15 protein-coding genes are annotated in these 15,574 nt (G+C 67.2%); 11 read left to right on the top strand and 4 right to left on the bottom strand.

Annotated elements, in window-relative coordinates; all coding sequences use genetic code 11:
* Together AB1609_04135 and trkA are read right to left on the bottom strand one after the other, a co-directional pair.
* Nucleotides 1–1,223, bottom strand: a 1,223-nt coding sequence (locus AB1609_04135; GenBank protein ID MEW6045658.1) for a potassium transporter TrkG, incomplete at its 3' end; no start/stop codon positions are given.
* A gap of 25 nt (nucleotides 1,224–1,248) precedes the next feature.
* Nucleotides 1,249–2,700 carry a Trk system potassium transporter TrkA gene (trkA, locus tag AB1609_04130; protein MEW6045657.1) on the bottom strand — a complete coding sequence of 484 codons (1,452 nt, stop codon included), beginning with the start codon at nucleotides 2,698–2,700 and terminating at the stop codon, nucleotides 1,249–1,251.
* A gap of 336 nt (nucleotides 2,701–3,036) precedes the next feature.
* On the opposite strand from trkA, the gene amrS reads away from it, so the two are divergent.
* Nucleotides 3,037–4,029 (top strand): AmmeMemoRadiSam system radical SAM enzyme, encoded by a 993-nt coding sequence (gene amrS / locus AB1609_04125; GenBank protein ID MEW6045656.1) that lies wholly within the window; start codon nucleotides 3,037–3,039, stop codon nucleotides 4,027–4,029.
* A 121-nt stretch (nucleotides 4,030–4,150) separates the two neighbouring features.
* Entirely contained in the window at nucleotides 4,151–5,320 is a 1,170-nt protein-coding gene (locus AB1609_04120) for an ATP-dependent 6-phosphofructokinase (GenBank protein ID MEW6045655.1), read from the top strand.
* 96 nt (nucleotides 5,321–5,416) lie between these two features.
* On the opposite strand, the gene AB1609_04115 is transcribed toward AB1609_04120, so the two are convergent.
* Nucleotides 5,417–6,127, bottom strand: a complete 711-nt coding sequence (locus AB1609_04115) for a hypothetical protein (protein ID MEW6045654.1) — start codon at nucleotides 6,125–6,127, stop codon at nucleotides 5,417–5,419.
* A 260-nt stretch (nucleotides 6,128–6,387) separates the two neighbouring features.
* Here AB1609_04115 and AB1609_04110 point away from each other — a divergent pair, with 260 nt between their 5' ends.
* Entirely contained in the window at nucleotides 6,388–7,671 is a 1,284-nt protein-coding gene (locus tag AB1609_04110; GenBank protein MEW6045653.1) for a glycosyltransferase family A protein, read from the top strand.
* A gap of 141 nt (nucleotides 7,672–7,812) precedes the next feature.
* On the opposite strand, the gene AB1609_04105 is transcribed toward AB1609_04110, so the two are convergent.
* Nucleotides 7,813–8,433, bottom strand: a complete 621-nt coding sequence (locus AB1609_04105) for a hypothetical protein (protein ID MEW6045652.1) — start codon at nucleotides 8,431–8,433, stop codon at nucleotides 7,813–7,815.
* 161 nt (nucleotides 8,434–8,594) lie between these two features.
* Here AB1609_04105 and AB1609_04100 point away from each other — a divergent pair, with 161 nt between their 5' ends.
* From AB1609_04100 to AB1609_04065, 8 genes are all read left to right on the top strand, one after another.
* Entirely contained in the window at nucleotides 8,595–9,194 is a 600-nt protein-coding gene (locus tag AB1609_04100) for a CAP domain-containing protein (GenBank protein ID MEW6045651.1), read from the top strand.
* A 658-nt stretch (nucleotides 9,195–9,852) separates the two neighbouring features.
* Entirely contained in the window at nucleotides 9,853–10,743 is an 891-nt protein-coding gene (locus AB1609_04095) for a glycosyltransferase (GenBank protein MEW6045650.1), read from the top strand.
* Nucleotides 10,744–10,775: 32 nt separating this feature from the next.
* Entirely contained in the window at nucleotides 10,776–11,675 is a 900-nt protein-coding gene (locus tag AB1609_04090; GenBank protein ID MEW6045649.1) for a hypothetical protein, read from the top strand.
* Entirely contained in the window at nucleotides 11,676–12,626 is a 951-nt protein-coding gene (locus tag AB1609_04085) for an HD-GYP domain-containing protein (GenBank protein MEW6045648.1), read from the top strand.
* An 81-nt stretch (nucleotides 12,627–12,707) separates the two neighbouring features.
* The gene (locus tag AB1609_04080) at nucleotides 12,708–13,610 is read left to right on the top strand and encodes an STAS domain-containing protein (protein ID MEW6045647.1); all 903 of its coding nucleotides are present in this window, start codon (nucleotides 12,708–12,710) and stop codon (nucleotides 13,608–13,610) included.
* Nucleotides 13,603–14,004: an STAS domain-containing protein gene (locus tag AB1609_04075; GenBank protein ID MEW6045646.1), complete on the top strand. Its 402-nt coding sequence runs from the start codon at nucleotides 13,603–13,605 to the stop codon at nucleotides 14,002–14,004. Before AB1609_04080 ends, AB1609_04075 begins: the two co-directional genes overlap by 8 nt.
* The gene (locus tag AB1609_04070; protein ID MEW6045645.1) at nucleotides 13,944–14,390 is read left to right on the top strand and encodes an anti-sigma regulatory factor; all 447 of its coding nucleotides are present in this window, start codon (nucleotides 13,944–13,946) and stop codon (nucleotides 14,388–14,390) included. The genes AB1609_04075 and AB1609_04070 overlap by 61 nt, the downstream gene beginning before the upstream one ends.
* A 6-nt stretch (nucleotides 14,391–14,396) precedes the next feature.
* Entirely contained in the window at nucleotides 14,397–15,416 is a 1,020-nt protein-coding gene (locus tag AB1609_04065; protein MEW6045644.1) for a SpoIIE family protein phosphatase, read from the top strand.
* Nucleotides 15,417–15,574 lie beyond the last annotated feature (158 nt).

Genomic DNA, 15,574 nt, shown 5'->3' with positions numbered 1-15,574 from the left:
AGTAGCCGCACCGTCTCGCTGCCCACCTGCTTGAACATCACCAGCCACCGGAAAACCTTGGGCCCGCCGCCGGTCGACCCCGTCATGCCCCCGATGAACATCACCGTGAAGAGCACGGCTGCTGCCAGCGGGGGCCAGGCGCCGTAGTCGGCGCTCGTGTAACCGGTGGTGCTGAGCAGCGACACCACCTGGAAGGCGGCCTTGCGAAGCGCCGTGGCGGCGTCGCCGTACAAGCCCGACCGGACGAGCGAGACGGCCACCAGCAGCATGGCGAGTGCGGCGACCGCCAGATACGCCCAGAACTCCGCGGCGTGCCGCAGCGCCCCCCAATCCCGCAGCCGGTACAGGCGGTGCTGGAGCACGAAGCTCGTCCCGCCGAGGAACATGAAGAGAATGGCGGCGCCCTCCGCCCAGGGGTTCTCCCACACGCCCGCGGTATGGGTGGAGAACCCTCCGGTCGAGAGGGTCGTAAAGGCATGGTTGATGGCGTCGAACAGGGTCAATCCCGCGGCCCAGTACGCCAGCACCGCCACCAGGGTGACGACCGTGTAGAGGCTCCACAGCAGCCGGGCGGTTGCCGTGATCCTCGGGAGCAGCTTTTCCGGGATTGGCCCCGGGAACTCGGCCCGGAAAAGGTGCGCTCCCCCCACGCTCGGGCGCTGCACCACCGAAACGAACAGCACGATGATGCCCATGCCGCCCAGCCACTGCAGCATGCTGCGCCACAGGAGCAGGCCCCGAGGCAGGCCCTCGATCCGCTGCAGCACCGTGGCTCCCGTCGTCGTAAACCCGGAGACCGACTCGAAAAACGCGTCAACCGGCCCCAGCACGCCGGCCAGGACGAACGGCACAGCGCCCAGCACGCCCGCCAGCAGCCACCCGAACGTCACGATGACGAAAGCGTCCCGCACCCGCAGTTCGTCGCCGGCAGCCGCTTCGGCCGGCTCCAGAGCCTCGGCCTGCGGCCCGTTCTGGGCGCCCGCTGGCAGCCCGGCCCGCTCTCGCCAACGGCGAACGTTACACCTCACCCACCGCGGGGCCCGGCGCACGGAGGCCGGCCCACCGCCAAGCGCGACCCCCACCACCGCCGCGAGCGCCGCCGAAGCGAGGAAGGTCCCCGGAGCCGTTCCGTTCACCAGGGCCAGCAACAGAGGGAGCGTCATGAAGGCGCCAAGCAACAGTGCCAGATTGCCCAGAACGTGCCCGATGGTTCGCCAGTGCATGATTGGCTCGCTTCGGCGGACGCGCTTATGACTGGCGCCGCAGCTCGGCCGGTTCCCGCCCTTCGAACAGCGCCTCGAGGCGCGGCACCGCTTCCGGGAGGGCGAAGACGATGAGGTGGTCGTCCGGGAGCAGAACCGTCTCCCCCGTGGGGATCAGCACCTCGCCATCCCTGACCACGGCGCCCACCACGGCATCCCGGAGTCCGCTGAGCGACTTTAGCGGCCGGTTTGCGGCGGGGGCGCCCTCTCCGACCATCAGTTCCAGCACCTGGGCCTTGCCTTCCTCCAGGATGGAGAGGGAGAGGACGTGGCGGGGGTTGAGCAACTGCAAGGCGGTGGCAGCGGCCAGAAGGCGCGGCACCACCACGGCGTCCGCACCGGCCCGCTCCGCCAGCGGCACGTAGTCCTCCCGCGAGACGGAGACGATCACCTCTCCGACCCCCAACTGCTTGGCGATCATCGCGGCCAGCAGATTGGTGTGATCTTCGGAGGTGACGGCCACCAGCACGTCGGAGTTGCCGACCATCTCGTCGCTCAGCACGTCGATGCGCTCACCGTCGCCGCAAATGACGAGCACCCCGGGGAGTTCTTCGGCCAGCTGGTTGCAGCGTGCAGGGTCCCGATCGATGAGCTTCAGGTGCAGGCCTCGCTTCACAGCCGGCAGCAGGAGTTGAGCCAGCGGAAACCCGACCTTCCCGCCACCGATAATCGTCACTTCTCGCACCGCGCGGCCCGGCAGGCCGGCCATCATCCGGAACTCGGCCGCGCTCCCCGCCTTCCCCACCAGGTAGACGCGGTCGCCCGGCTGCAGCCGAGCGCTCCCGTCCGGGATCGAGACGTGGCCTTCCCGCACGACGGCTGCGACGAGACAGGGCGGGTTGACCTCCTGGAGCGTTCCCCTGGCGAGCGGCGCGTCCTCTGACACCTTGAGCCCGACGAGCACGACGCGGCCATCGGCGAAGAAGTCGATGTGGGTAGCCAGGGGGGCGCGCACCAGGCGCGCCACTTCGAGGGCCGTAAGCCGATCCGGGTTGATGACCGCGTCCACACCGATCTGGCGGAGCCAACGGGTATAGGGAAAGCTCCCGGCATACTCTGGGCTTCGGATGCGGGCCGCGCACAGCGGACGGCTCGGGAGCCGTTGAAGCAGCTGAGCTGGCTTTGCTCGCGAACCCATCCCGCCGGCCCTCGGCTCATTCCGGGCGGCGGCCATGTGTTTGGCCGTCACGCAGGCGATCATGTTGACCTCGTCAGCCTCGGTGACGGCCAGCACCAGATCGGCTCGCTCGACGCCTGCTTTCTGCAGCACGGCGGGGCTCGCCCCGTTGCCATAAACCGTGAGAACGTCGAGCCGTTCGCTCACCTCCTGGAGGCGGGCCTCGTCGCGGTCGATGACCGCAACGTCTTCTCCCTTCTCGGCGAGCCGCTTGGCCACTTCGAAGCCGAGCTTGCCGGCTCCGATGACGATGACGTGCAAAATGACCTCGTCTCCTGCAGGGCCGGCACAGGGTCCAAAGCCCCCCGGCCCGGTGACCCCGCAGGATGGTTCGCTATGTTGGTTTGTATGCCTTCTGCCCGAACGCTTGGGGGACTCTGCGTGATAACATGGTGGCGGCCGGTAGACTTAAACCCCCTCTCTGTCGCGTGTGGCAGCCACCCGGCCCGTGCATGACGGTAGACGGCCAGCCGCCGGCAGCAGGGGCGGGAGCCGGCTGAACAGCGGGCCTGGTATGCTCTAGGCGCCATGACTGGCCTTTCGGTTCTGTCTGAACGGCTGGATGGCCTCACCCGCGAGGGTGACCTCTATGAAGCGTTGCCCGCAAAGCGTGTGCGGTGCCGGGCGTGCGCCCATCGGTGCGTCATCCCACCGGGCCGGCGGGGCGTCTGCCGCGTGCGCTTCAACCGGGAAGGCCGGCTTTTTGTCCCCTGGGGTTACAGCGCCGGGGTCGCCGTTGACCCCGTGGAGAAAAAGCCGTTCTTCCACATGCTCCCGGGCTCACAGGTGCTCACCTTCGGCATGCTCGGGTGCAACTTCCGCTGCGCGTACTGTCAGAACTGGATTACGTCCCAGGCGCTGCGCGACCCGGCAGCGGGCTGGGCGGTGGAGGAGATTTCACCCGAAGCGCTGGTGGCGGCGGCACGGGAGTTCGGCGCAGAAGGGGTGGCAAGTTCATACAACGAACCCCTGATAACGGCCGAGTGGGCGGCTGCAGTGTTTCGTGAGGCGAAGGCGGCCGGGCTCCGGACCGCCATGGTGAGCAACGGGTACGGCACAGGTAAGGTCCTCGAGTACCTGCGCCCGTGGTGCGACGCGTTGAAAGTCGATTTGAAGACCGTGCGGGACCCGCAGTACCGCCGCCTGGGCGGGCGCGTGGACCCCGTGCTGGAGACAGTTCGCCTGGCTCAGGAGATGGGGTTGTGGGTCGAGGTTGTGACGCTCGTCGTCCCCGGCTTCAACGACAGCGACGCCGAACTGGCCGAGGCAGCCGAGTTCATTGCTTCCGTCAGTCCGGACATCCCGTGGCATGTAACGGCGTTTCACCCCGACTATCGAATGGGCGACGTTCCCCCGACCGACGCCGCCAGGCTCCTCGAGGCGGCCCGGACCGGCGAGAGGGCCGGCCTGCGCTTCGTGTATATGGGGAACGTACCACCATGGCTTGCCGGGCGTTTCGAGACGACCTGGTGCCCGCACTGTCATGAGCCCGTGGTGGAGCGCCGGGGCTTTCGCGTGGTGGCCAACCGGCTCGGCCCGAGGGGCAAGTGCCCGCGGTGCGGCAGCCGGGTGCCCGGTGTGTGGGCCTGAGGAGGCGATCTTTCAGAAGGGCCAGAGCCCGTCCGCGTCGTAAGACCCCACGCGAACGCTGCGAAAACGTTCTTCTTATTGCAGCAACAGATCGCAATCGCATTAAGGCGAGGTGGGTCGTATGCCCCGGACGGTTGGAGTTCTCACCGGCGGTGGAGATGTGCCGGGCCTCAACCCGTGCATCAAGGCCGTGGTGCTCGGTGCTCTGGAAGCCGGCTACCGAGTCCTCGGCATACGGCGAGGCTGGGGAGGGCTTGTAAACTACAACCTGGATGAGCCGTCCACCCACGACTACTACATTCGCGAGCTTCACCGCAACAACGTTCGCACCATCGACCGCACCGGCGGCACCATCCTCCACACCTCCCGCACCAACCCCCAGCGGGTGGACGCTCAGTCCGCCCCGGACTTCCTCCGGACGTCGTCCTGGGGCAAGGCTCTGGACGACAAGGGTGCCAAGGATTACACCGACTACGTTCTCAAGGTGATCGAGCACCTGGGCATCGACGTGCTCGTCACCATCGGCGGCGACGACACGCTCAGCTACAGCGTGCGTCTCCACAGGGAAGGCGTGCCCGTCGTCGCCATCCCGAAGACGATGGACAACGACGTGTTCGGCACCGACTACTGCATTGGCTTCTCCACGGCCGTCACCCGCAGCGTGGAGTTCATCACCAACATGCGCACGTCCGTCGGCTCGCACGAGCGCATCGGCGTCGTCGAGCTGTTCGGCCGAAACTCCGGCGAGACGAGCCTCATCAGCGCCTACCTGTCCTACGTGGACCGCGCCATCATCTCCGAGGTGCCGTTCAACATCCACAGGCTGTGCGAGTTTCTGCTGGAGGACAAGCGCAACAATCCCTCCAACTACGCCATCATGACCATCTCCGAGGGCGCCACGATGGAGGGCGGCGAGGTCGTGGAAAGCGGGGAGGCCGACGCCTACGGCCATCGCAAACTGGGCGGCATTGGCCTCATCACCGCCGAGGAGATCAAGCGCATCACAGGCCAGCGGATCATGTACCAGCAGCTTGGCTACCTGATGCGTTCCGGTGCGCCCGACTCCCTGGACCGCATGGTGGCCATGTCGTTCGGCAACCTGGCAGTGCAGCTCATCCTCAAGGGCGAGACGGGGAAGATGGTGGCGCTACAGGGCGGCCGGTACACGTCGGTGCCCATCGAGACGGTCATGGCCGGCAAGAAGCGGGTCGACGTGGCCAACTTGTACGACGCAGAGAACTACCGGCCGAGGGTCCGGGACTTCGTGGGCATGCCGATGTTTCTGTATTGAGGCAACCGCCGGAGCGGGGAGGCGCCGGCCCCTGGCCCATGCGGGCCAGCCGGTGGGCGGCGCCTGATAGCCCTGGTCAGCACCGGCTGCCGCCTGCTACAGGGTTCCCAGAAGCAGGCTCAGCCTGACGTTCGGGCCGGTGAAGGCCGCGGGCCTCCCGGGCACGGTCCCCCCGGTGACGTTACCCCATTGGGCGTTCCAGAAGTCCGTCGCCAGCGGATACCCGGCGCTCAGCTCGAGCGCAGCGGAGTCCCCCGCCATAAACTGGAGGGTTACCTGCGGTTCGAGTAGCAGCATGTACCGGCTCCAGTGCACCCCGGTTGCCTCGTCAAGCGAGGTGGGCCTGTTCCGGTAGACCTCCAGGCGCACCTGAGACAGGCCCATCGCTCCGCCCCCGAGCAGCCGAACGCGGCCCCCGCCCAACACGCGCCACAGCAGACCCACGCGGGTGTCTTCGAAGGTCAGCCGGGACAGTTCCCCGCTCGGCCCGCTGCTTTCGAAGGTGGCCCGCGCCGAACCCGCACGGAACTGAAACTGCGGGGAGCCCCCGAAGGCGCCCCAGCCGAGCGCCCACGCGGTCTCAGGCAGCCGGGGAAGGCCGGGGTCGAGTTGGGCGTTGATCTCCGACACGTTCACGCGCCGGTACACGGCCTCGCCGTACACGCCTCCCGCCTCCGAGCCTCCGTCGAGGCCGCTTCGCGCGAGGGCGGCAGCCGCCGTTCCCATGAGGAAAATCGCAGCCAATACGGCCAGGACGACAACCGCCGCCGGGGACGAGGCAGCCCCTGCTCGCCGAAGTATCTTCATGCGCAGTCCCTCCCAAAGGTGTATCAGGTCGTTTGGGTTCTCGATAGCGATGCCGTGACGCCAAACAGCACGTGCGCCGGCCTGACGCAGATTTGCAGCTTTCCGGTGGTTTCTCTTACCATCCAGGAGAGGAAATCCCTGCAAGCTGTCGTCGACGGCCGCACTTCACACGCATTGCCGGCGTAGCTTGGCTCATGCCCGGGGACCTTCGGGCGGGACGGGAGTCTGAGTGAGCAGTCACGCCCCCGGGCGGGAGCGCGATGACGGGCGAGGCTTATGATCCCGCCGAGCAGCGACAGTTTCTTGCGATCGTCAGGATCTACGAGCAGCTGTTTCGGAAGCGGCCCGAGTCCGTGCTGCAGTTGGGCTGTGGAACATGTATCGGGATCTCCACGTTGCGGGCGCGGGGCATCGAGGCGGCTGGCACCGAAAGCTCCGCAGAACTCCTCTCCGGGCCGTTGGACGACAATCCCTACATTGTCCGGCCCGTCGGGTACAGGGTGCCGCTGGCCACCGGGTCGTACGACCTCGTCTTCTCCATGCGCTACCTGGACCGCTTCGGATGTGAGCACGTTGCGGGGGTCGTAGCCGAGCACCTCCGCTTAGCCCGTCGCCTGGCGTTTATCGGGCTTCCAGGCTCCGATGCCGGCATCGATGCCCGTCGCTCCCCGTGCCGGCGCCGTATCGGGTGGTGGCGTTCTCTGCTCCATTGGCTGGGAGCGGAGGTGGTGGGGGAATCGTCCGGGGGGCTGTTCGCCGTCGCCGGGCGGAACCGCTTCACCGAACGGCGCGAAACGCAATCTTCCAGGACGCCCTCGGTCCCCATCAAGGCCCCCTCAACCTCCGTCGTGATCCCGTGCTACAACCTGGCCGCCTATCTGCCCGAAACCCTGGAGTCGGTGCTCAACCAGACCCGGACGGACTGGGAGGCCGTCGTGGTGAACGATGGAAGCTCCGACAGCACGCGCGAGGTGGTGCGGGACTTCCTGCGCCGGCACCGAGATGGCCGGTTCCGGTACGTGGAACAGCGGAACATGGGGCTACCCTCGGCACGCAACACGGGGATCGAGCATGCGACGGGCCAGTTCATCCTGCCGCTCGATGCCGACGATCTGCTGGAGCCGACCTTTCTCGAGGAGACGGTGGAGGTGCTCGAGACCTTCCCGGAGTTTGGCATCGTGTACACCCACCTGCGGGCGTTCGGCAGCGAGCAATGGGAGGCAGCGTGCCCGCCCTGGCATCCCTGCCGCCTTGTCCGGTACAACCGGCTCCCCTACGCGAGCCTGTACCGCCGCGAGGTCTGGGAGAGCACCGGCGGGTATGACCCGGCCATGCGGGAGGGGTACGAGGACTGGGAGTTCTGGGTGTCGGCCGCAGAGCGGGGATGGCGGGGCACGTGTGTTCCGAAGAGGCTGTTCCTGTACCGGCGAAGGCCGGGCTCCATGCTCTCCAGGGCCTATCTCGTGCATGAGCAACTAGTCGCCCGGATCCGCTCCAAGCACGGGCAGTTCGTTGCCGACTGCCTGACGGGGCGGGCACCCTGAGGGGCGCGGCGAGCGTTCCGAGACGGGCTGGCCGCCTCGGCCTCGCCAGGATGTGTGGCTCGTCAACAGCATCGCCGCCGGGAGGCGCCGCGGCGCCATCCCGGCAGCGAAGGGAAGCCCCGTCCTGTTCTCGCTACGGCCCTACGGAATCAGCGTAGGCAGGGGCGTTGGGCACAGGCGCACGGTCTGCGGTGGCGGCGTCGGCGGGCACGGCGGCAGCGCCTGGGTGCAAGTCCTCGGGATGCAGGGCTCGGCCGGCACACAGAGCTTGATCGGAGCTTTCGACTCGAACTGCAGACAGATGGTCTGCTCGCAACAGACCGTGGTGCCGTCGGGCGAGATCTGGCATGGCCCGCACTCGCCGGACACCTCGACCTGTTTCGTGGTTCCGGGCGGCGCGAACAGCGAAGTCGTATGGAAGGAACTGGCCATCACCGTGAAGGTGCAGCGAACCGTGCCGTCCGGGTTGAGGATCGTGATCGTCTTGGTCTTGTCGACCCGTGCCGTGATGGTGTGGATGTTCCCCGGTCCCGGTGTTTGGGTGACTATCGTAGCCGTGTAGGTCGCAGTGCATGTCGCGGTGCTGCCGGGAGGAACCGGCGGAGCGCACTCCGGCGGTATCGGAAAGCAGTCGGTCTCGCTCAACGGCTTGACACACCAGTCAAAGACCTTCAGGGCCAGAATGCACGTTTGCTTCTTCAGGGACGGCAACTCCGTTGGCAGCGGGATCTGACTGACATCGACGAGGTCAATGCCCTCCATGGGCTAGCTTCCCCTCTTTCCCCCAAAGCGGGAGTCTACAGCGCTGGCATGGTATGAGGAGGGGCTCCGGGCGGCCTGATTCCGCAGAACCATTTATTCCCTAGTGAGAGTGGAGGAGGAGCCTTTTACAATGAGCGGCAGGCATGGCACATCCTGGGGGGATGAGTGAAGTGCCTCGCAAGCTTCGCAGCGCCCGGTTCCTGGTCGGTCTCTTCCTGCTGCTCGCCACGGCGGGCCTGGTTCAGCCGGATACGGCTGAGGCGTCCAGCTCGATCTACAACTGGAAGTACTATCAGCAGTACCGGCCCAACGGCTCGTCGGTGGTCGAGACTCCTTCGGTTCCGTCTTCCCCTCCGGCCCCCTCGCAGCCTCCGGCCCCACAGCAGCCCCCGACCCAGCCCCCGGCTCCCCCCGCTCCGGTCGGTACCCAAGAAGCGCTAATGGTCGGTCTGATCAACCAGGAGCGCGCCCGGGTGGGAGCGGGGCCGCTTGAGCTTGACCCGGTCCTCAGCGACATGGCTCTCCGAAAAGCCCAGTACATGGCCGCCAACGGGTACTACAACCATTACGTGCCGGGTTACAACTACCCCTACCTCGCCGAGAACCTCACGGGCGCCCCGAGCGTGGAAATGGCGCACTGGCTCCTGCTGGGAAGCCCGGCCCACGCCAGAACCCTTCGCGACCCGCGGTACACGGGGGTCGGTATCGGCATCGCGGGCGACCGCAGCGGGGGCGTTCTCGTGATTCAGCTTTTCAGGTAGACAAGCCCCTTCGGGCATCAGGGCTGTCATTGCACGACCAGGACTCAGGAGGGGGCCCTGAAGGGAGGGCCCTTCCTGTTTGCGCGTCATACCATGGAGCGCCGGCCGTTCCCGGGACGGGGCGAGGGTCAGTTTTTCCCCGCTCGCAAGAGGGAGATGATGTTGCATGGGCTGCAACTGCAGCCAGCCTCCAGCCGGCGCGCCCCTGTCACGCGATGAGGGGTCGGCAGCAGTTGACTACGGTGCGGCCCTGTTCGACAGTGGATCGCCGCAGGCTGGCGCCAGGCGCATCCCCGGTGAGAATGCGCCAGCGCGACCCGCTCACATGGCTTCGCCACCGGAGGACCCTCAGGGCCCGTTGGGTGACATCGTGTCCCGTTCCTCGGTAATGTTTCCCGATACCGATCTGGAGGGGTTGTACCCGGACCGTTTGATTCGGGAAGCCCAACAAGCCGCCCGAGCACCCGCCGCGCCAGAAGCGCCGCGCCTGCGGCCTGGCCCCCGGGTGACCCCGGAGCCGGCTTCCCAAGAGCCTGCCGTTCCAGCGGGTGTACCCCGATCGCCCGGCAGGGAACGAGCCCTTCACTCATCCGGCCCGTCCGGCTCCCGCCGCCACGAGCCTGAGCGTCGCGGATTCCTCAGCCGGCTGGCATCAAAAGTGCCCCTCAGCCAGCCGGCCGGGAGGCCTCCCGAGTTTAGCATCATCATTCCCAACAAGGACGAGGGGGAACTTCTCATCCGGACGGTTAAGTCCGTCCTGGAAAGCGAAGGGCCTTCGTTCGAGGTTATTGTGGTGGACGACCGTTCCAAGCATCCGCCGGAGCTCAACGGCCTGTGGCCCAACGTATTCCAGATCGAGGGCCCCGGCCTGGGCGTGGCGCCGGCACGCAACGCGGGCGCAGAAATGGCAAGAGGAAGGTACCTGGTGTTTCTGGACGGCCACGTGCTCGTGCCGCCTGAGTGGCTCACGGTCATACTCAATGCCTTCCGGGCCGCCCCCCACCTGGCGGCCATGAGCCCCGGAATCGCGGTGGAGGGGGATCCCGAGAACGCGGGGTATGGACTCACGTGGGATGACCGGCTGAGCATCCAGTGGCTTGCGAAGCCCGGGCGGGATATCGCCGAAGTGCCGCTCCTTCCCGGCGGGTGCGTGGCCGTGCGAAGCGATATCTTCAAGGTCAGCGGCGGCTTCAATCGTGGCTTTCGCGGCCACGGCTACGACGATCAGGAGTTCTCACTGAGGCTGTGGCTGTTGGGACACCGCCTGGCCTGCCTGGGCAAGTTGACCGTCATTCACCGGTTCAGATCGGAGTTCCCTTACCGCGTCGATCCCTGGCAGCACTACTACAACCTGCTCCGGATGGCTGTATGCCATTTCAACGAGGAGCGCATCGGTAAGGTGCTGTCGATCGTCAATGAGAGCGTTGACCCGACTCTCCTGCTGGCCCGCATCCTGACGGATGACACGGGTGAGGATCGCCGCCGGTGGCTCCAGGCCCGGGCCCATGACGACGACTGGTTCATGAGCCACTTTGGCATCCCGTTTTAGGCCGCCGGGGGCGCGCTCAGGGGAGGACCGCCTTGGCCCTTTGCTTTGCCATCCCTGCCCACGAATGTCCTGAGTGCCTGGAAGATCTCCTGGCCAACATACGGCACTTCTGTCCCGGAGCCGTTCCCGTGGTCTACAACGGCAGCGGTGACCCGACGCTGTTCGAGGGGATATCCGCACCGATCTGCCCTTACAGCAAGAAGGTTGCCTGGGGCCGGCTCGAGCGGTGCGTTCTGGAGTCGATGGTCTGGGTGACAAGGGAAGGGATTCCCTTCGACTTCTTCGTCGCCCTGGACTCCGACGCCCTGTTCATCAACCACGGTTATGAGGCGCTGCTTGAGCGGGAGCTCCGGGACGCGGAGTACATGGGGGTCGACTTTCGATCCGTGGATCACCCGGCGATGCCGTGGAGCCCGGGCCGAATGGCCTGGGCGGAATGGGATCTGTGGCGGCCCCTGCTGGGAGCCGAGCACCCATACGGGGCTTTTGCCGTAGCCCAGACGTTTCGCCGAAGCCTCGTGGAACGCATCGTCTCGCACCCCCGCCTGCGGGAAATCCTCGCCGCCATGAGGTTGAGCCACGTGTTTGCGCTGGAGGAAGTGCTGTTCCCCACCCTGGCGGTGGCGCTCGACGCCCGCCCGAAGCCGTATCCGACCATCTACTCCTTCGCCGTCGTCTTCCGCCGCGGCGATCCGTTTACGCTGGAGGAGGCCCGGGAGCTCCGGGGGGTGCCCGATTGCCACCTGATCCATCCCGTGGCGAGGACCATGAGCGACCCGGTTCGAAGCTGGATCCGCCGCCTTTCGGGGTACGGCAAAGCCGGGCCTCAGGGATTGAGCCGGCCGGGTCACATAAGGAGGTTGTCGAGGGCTGCCGATTCATATCCGGGTGAGCAAACACGGGTCGACTGGCCCAAGGAAGGGGCCCGCTGAATGGATGCCGGATCCCGGGTGCCTCCCGCCTCTTTTGAGCAGGTGATCGACTTTTCCCGGCGCCTCGATTCCCTGGAGGAAGTTGGCCAGCTCTACGACGTGCTCGTCCGGTGGGCCGCCTCGGTTTCCCGTGCGGCCCGGGCCGAACTCTGGGTTCGCGAGCCGGACGGAACCACGGTTCGAGTTAGGGAGCGGGTCGATGCGGCAGGCGCGCCTCCCTCTCAAGGAGGTCAGCCGGAGGGGGTGACGCGGTCCGAGTTCGTGCTGGCGTCCGGAGGCCAGATCCTGGGGCAGCTTCTCCTCGAAGGGCTGCATCCCGCCCCCGAACTCGTTCGCGTGCTGACCGCGCAGGCCGCCGCCACGATGGCTTACCTCCAGGCCCGGCGCAACCTGAAGCGCAACCTGGTTCAGGTGGTGACGGCGCTGGCGGCGCTGGTGGAAGGCAAGGACCAGTATACCGAAGACCATTGCCATCACATGGCCGAACTGGCCCTCCAGCTGGGCATCCGCATGGGCCTGCCGCCCGGACGGCTCGATCAGCTCACGTACGCGGCGATTCTGCACGACATCGGCAAGGTCGGGGTTCCGGACCAGATCCTGGGGAAAAAGGGTCCCCTCACCGAGTCTGAGTGGGAACTGATGCGCCAGCACCCCACCATCGGCGCGAAGGTGCTCGAACGCATCGACTTCCTGAAGGATGCGGCCGAGATCGTCGAGCAGCACCACGAACGCTACGACGGCACCGGCTACCCGAAAGGCCTGGCGGGCGAGGCCATCCGGCTCGAGGCGCGGATCCTCGCGGTCGTGGACGCCTACGACGCCATGGTGACGACGCGCCCGTACCGGAAGGCCATGACCCGGGCCGAGGCCGTCGAGGAACTGCGCCGGTGCGCCGGCAACCAGTTCGATCCGGCCGTGGTTCAGGCGCTCATCGATACGCTGCGCTTGTGACCGTGGCGACGGCAGGATAGGCTGCCCTGCAGAGGAACTGTCTTCCTGACGCGGGGATCCTACCAGGCTGGGGTGAGGCCCATGACGGACAAAGCGGGCAATCCTCCATCGACCGCCGGGCGGCTCTCAGAGAAGGACCTGGCCGGCCTTCACGATGTGGTGTCGTTGTGGGAACAGCACGCCGAACAGCTCGAACGAAGCATGGCCGAAGTCGTAAAGCACTCCCCCGAGCTGGCGCCCGTTTTGCAGCCGGGGGACACCGCGGCGGCCGCGCGGAGGGCTCAGCGCCGGGAGCTCTTGAAGGACGGCCTTCGCAAAGGTGACATCGGCGAGTACCTCGAAGCCACCCGGGAGCAGGCCCGCACGCTGGCGGCCCAGGGCGTCAAGTTTTCGGCCGTGGTAGGGCTCATCACGGGGGTGGCACCGCTCGTGGACGAGATGCTGGTCGAGGCATACGCCGAGGACCGGCCTCGCCTGGCCAGGGCTCTGGCGGCCCTGGAGCGCCTTGTCGGCCTCGTGGTCGGGACGATGGGCGCCGAATACACCCAGGTGCGGGAGACCCTGCTCGAAGAGGCGCACCGCAGCGTTCTGCGGGAGCTCACCGTCCCGGTGGTGCCCATATGGCAGGGCGTGCTGGTGGTGCCGCTCGTGGGCGTGCTGGACAGCACGAGAGCCCGGCAGATGACCGAGCGGCTGCTGGACGAGATCGTCGAGCGCCGGGCCCAGGTGGCTATCGTGGACATCACGGGCGTACCCGCCGTGGACACGCAGGTCGCCGATTACCTCATCCGCGCGGTCAAGGCGGCCAGGCTCCTGGGTACCGCCAGCGTGCTCGTGGGCATTCGGCCCGCCATCGCGCAGACCCTGGTTCACCTGGGCGTCGACCTGAGGGACGTCCAGACGGAAGCCAATCTGCAAACCGGGCTGGAGTACGCGTTCCGGGTGCTTGGTTTTCGCATCGAGAGGGAGTTGGGCCGTGGCTGACGGGTCTGAGGTCCCCCTGCTCCTGCTGCGGGGCTTTCTCCTGGTGCCCATTCAGACGGAGCTTCACGATCAGGCCGCGCAAGCTTTGCAGCGGCGCATCCTGGAAAAGCTGGAGCAAACCAAGGCCGAGGGGCTCCTGATCGACGTGACCGCACTGACCGTGGTGGACTCTTTCCTGGGGCGCCTGCTGCGGGATACGGCCGTCATGGCGCGCATGATGGGCGCTTTGACCGTGCTGGTGGGGCTCAGGCCCGCGGTGGCCATCACGCTGAGCGAGCTGGGACTCGATCTCCCGGGCGTTCACACCGACCTCGACCTGGAACGGGGATTGGCGTGGCTGGAAGAGCAGAGACGGCGGAAGCAGGGGCTTCACAGCTCCGGCGGCTCAGCGTAAGAATCCAGGGTGGCGAGACGACCGTCGTCGTCGCGGTTCGGGGCGCAGCCCGCGAGGTGGCGCGTGAACTCGGCTTCAGCGTGGTCGACCAGACCCGGGTCGCCACGGCGGTCTCCGAGATCACCCGCAACATTGTCATGTATGCCGAGTCCGGGCAGATCACCATCAGCGAGGCCCGGGGCGGGCAGCGCATTGGCATCGAGATCCTGGCAGAGGATGAAGGGCCGGGCATCCAGGACCTCGAGCTCGTCATGCGCGGGGGGTACAGCACCTCGGGAGGCTTCGGCCGGGGGATCGCGGGCGCCAGGGCTTTGATGGACGAATTCTACCTGGAGAGCGCGGTGGGGAAGGGGACCCGAGTCCTCATGCGCAAGTGGCTGGACTGATGGGGCGTGGCGAGCGCTGGCGGCACCGGGCCGGGGCTCCTTCTCGAAATCGAGCGCGAGCGCCACGTCTATGAGGCGCGCCTTCGGGCTCGCGAGCTGGCCGAAAGCCTGGGGTTCGGCCTGTACGACCTGGCGGCCATTGAGACGGCGGTGGCGGAGCTCGCCACCAACATCGTCCGGCATGCCGGCCGCGGGCTTCTTTTGGTGCGCCCGCGTCCGGATGCCGCGCCACCGGCGGCTTTGGAGATCGTGGCGCGCAACCTCGTGCCTGGTCCTTCGACGCAGGCGCAGCAGACCGGACGGCGGGAGGGCCTCGGAATCGGGCTGTCCGGGGTTCGCCGCCTGATGGACGAGGTCCGGGTCGAGTACCTGAAAGACGGGGCGCTCCAGGTAACAGCCGTCAAATGGTTGCCGGGCAGGAGGCCCCCGGTTCTCTCTGAACCCATCGGGGTCATCGACGTCTCGGCTCGCTACCGGGTGGAGGCGGCGGCGCGGCCGTCGCGAACCGATAGGGTGAGCGCGGACGGGTACGTCGTCAGGGAGCAGGGCGGCCACCTGGTGGCCGCTCTGGTGGACGTCCTGGGGCACGGCCCGGAGGCCGCCGAGGTGACTCGGCTGGCCAAAGAGGTGCTCCTCCAGGACCTCCCTCTAGAGCCTGACGAACTGGTCCAGCGGCTGCACCGGGTGCTCAGGGGCACGCGAGGGGCCTGCGTGGCGGCGGCGTCCGTCACGCCGGACGGGCGTCTGCTCTCGTGGGCCGGGGCCGGCAACGTTCGGCTGCGCCTGTGGCACGGGCCGCAAGCCACCCCCGTGTACCTCCCCGTACGCCCGGGAATCGTCGGGTACAGCGTGGAGCACCTCCACCCCCAGAGCACGCCCGTCGAGTCTCCTGCGTGCCTCCTGATGGTGACCGATGGGGTCAAGGAGGAGGCGCTCGACGAGCGGCCCGCTGATGCAGCCGGCGTGGTCGAGCGCTTCTCCCGCCCGAACGACGACGCCACGGCCCTGATCATTCGCTGGGGCTAGCCCGTCAGGGCCCCAGACTCGCAGCAACAGGAGGCAAAGAAGGCGGGCATGGCACGTAGCATCATTGTGCTGGTCATGCACGGTGAACCCCCGCGAGACTTCCCGCGCGAAAGCCTCACGGAGTACTTCACGCTCCACGAGCGCCTGCACGTAGCTTC

The sequence above is a fragment of the Bacillota bacterium genome, assembly GCA_040754675.1.
Lineage (GTDB): Bacteria > Bacillota > Limnochordia > Limnochordales > Geochordaceae > Geochorda.
This window is presented reverse-complemented; position numbering and strand designations above follow the sequence as displayed.

What these genes read in the sequence shown, in the direction of transcription:
- AB1609_04105 (MEW6045652.1), bottom strand. Translation starts at nt 8,433, where the DNA reads ATGGAGGGCATTGACCTCGTCGATGTCAGTCAGATCCCGCTGCCAACG.
- AB1609_04100 (MEW6045651.1), top strand. Translation starts at nt 8,595, where the DNA reads ATGAGTGAAGTGCCTCGCAAGCTTCGCAGCGCCCGGTTCCTGGTCGGT.
- AB1609_04085 (MEW6045648.1), top strand. Translation starts at nt 11,676, where the DNA reads ATGGATGCCGGATCCCGGGTGCCTCCCGCCTCTTTTGAGCAGGTGATC.
- AB1609_04110 (MEW6045653.1), top strand. Translation starts at nt 6,388, where the DNA reads ATGACGGGCGAGGCTTATGATCCCGCCGAGCAGCGACAGTTTCTTGCG.
- AB1609_04120 (MEW6045655.1), top strand. Translation starts at nt 4,151, where the DNA reads ATGCCCCGGACGGTTGGAGTTCTCACCGGCGGTGGAGATGTGCCGGGC.
- AB1609_04115 (MEW6045654.1), bottom strand. Translation starts at nt 6,127, where the DNA reads ATGAAGATACTTCGGCGAGCAGGGGCTGCCTCGTCCCCGGCGGCGGTT.
- AB1609_04080 (MEW6045647.1), top strand. Translation starts at nt 12,708, where the DNA reads ATGACGGACAAAGCGGGCAATCCTCCATCGACCGCCGGGCGGCTCTCA.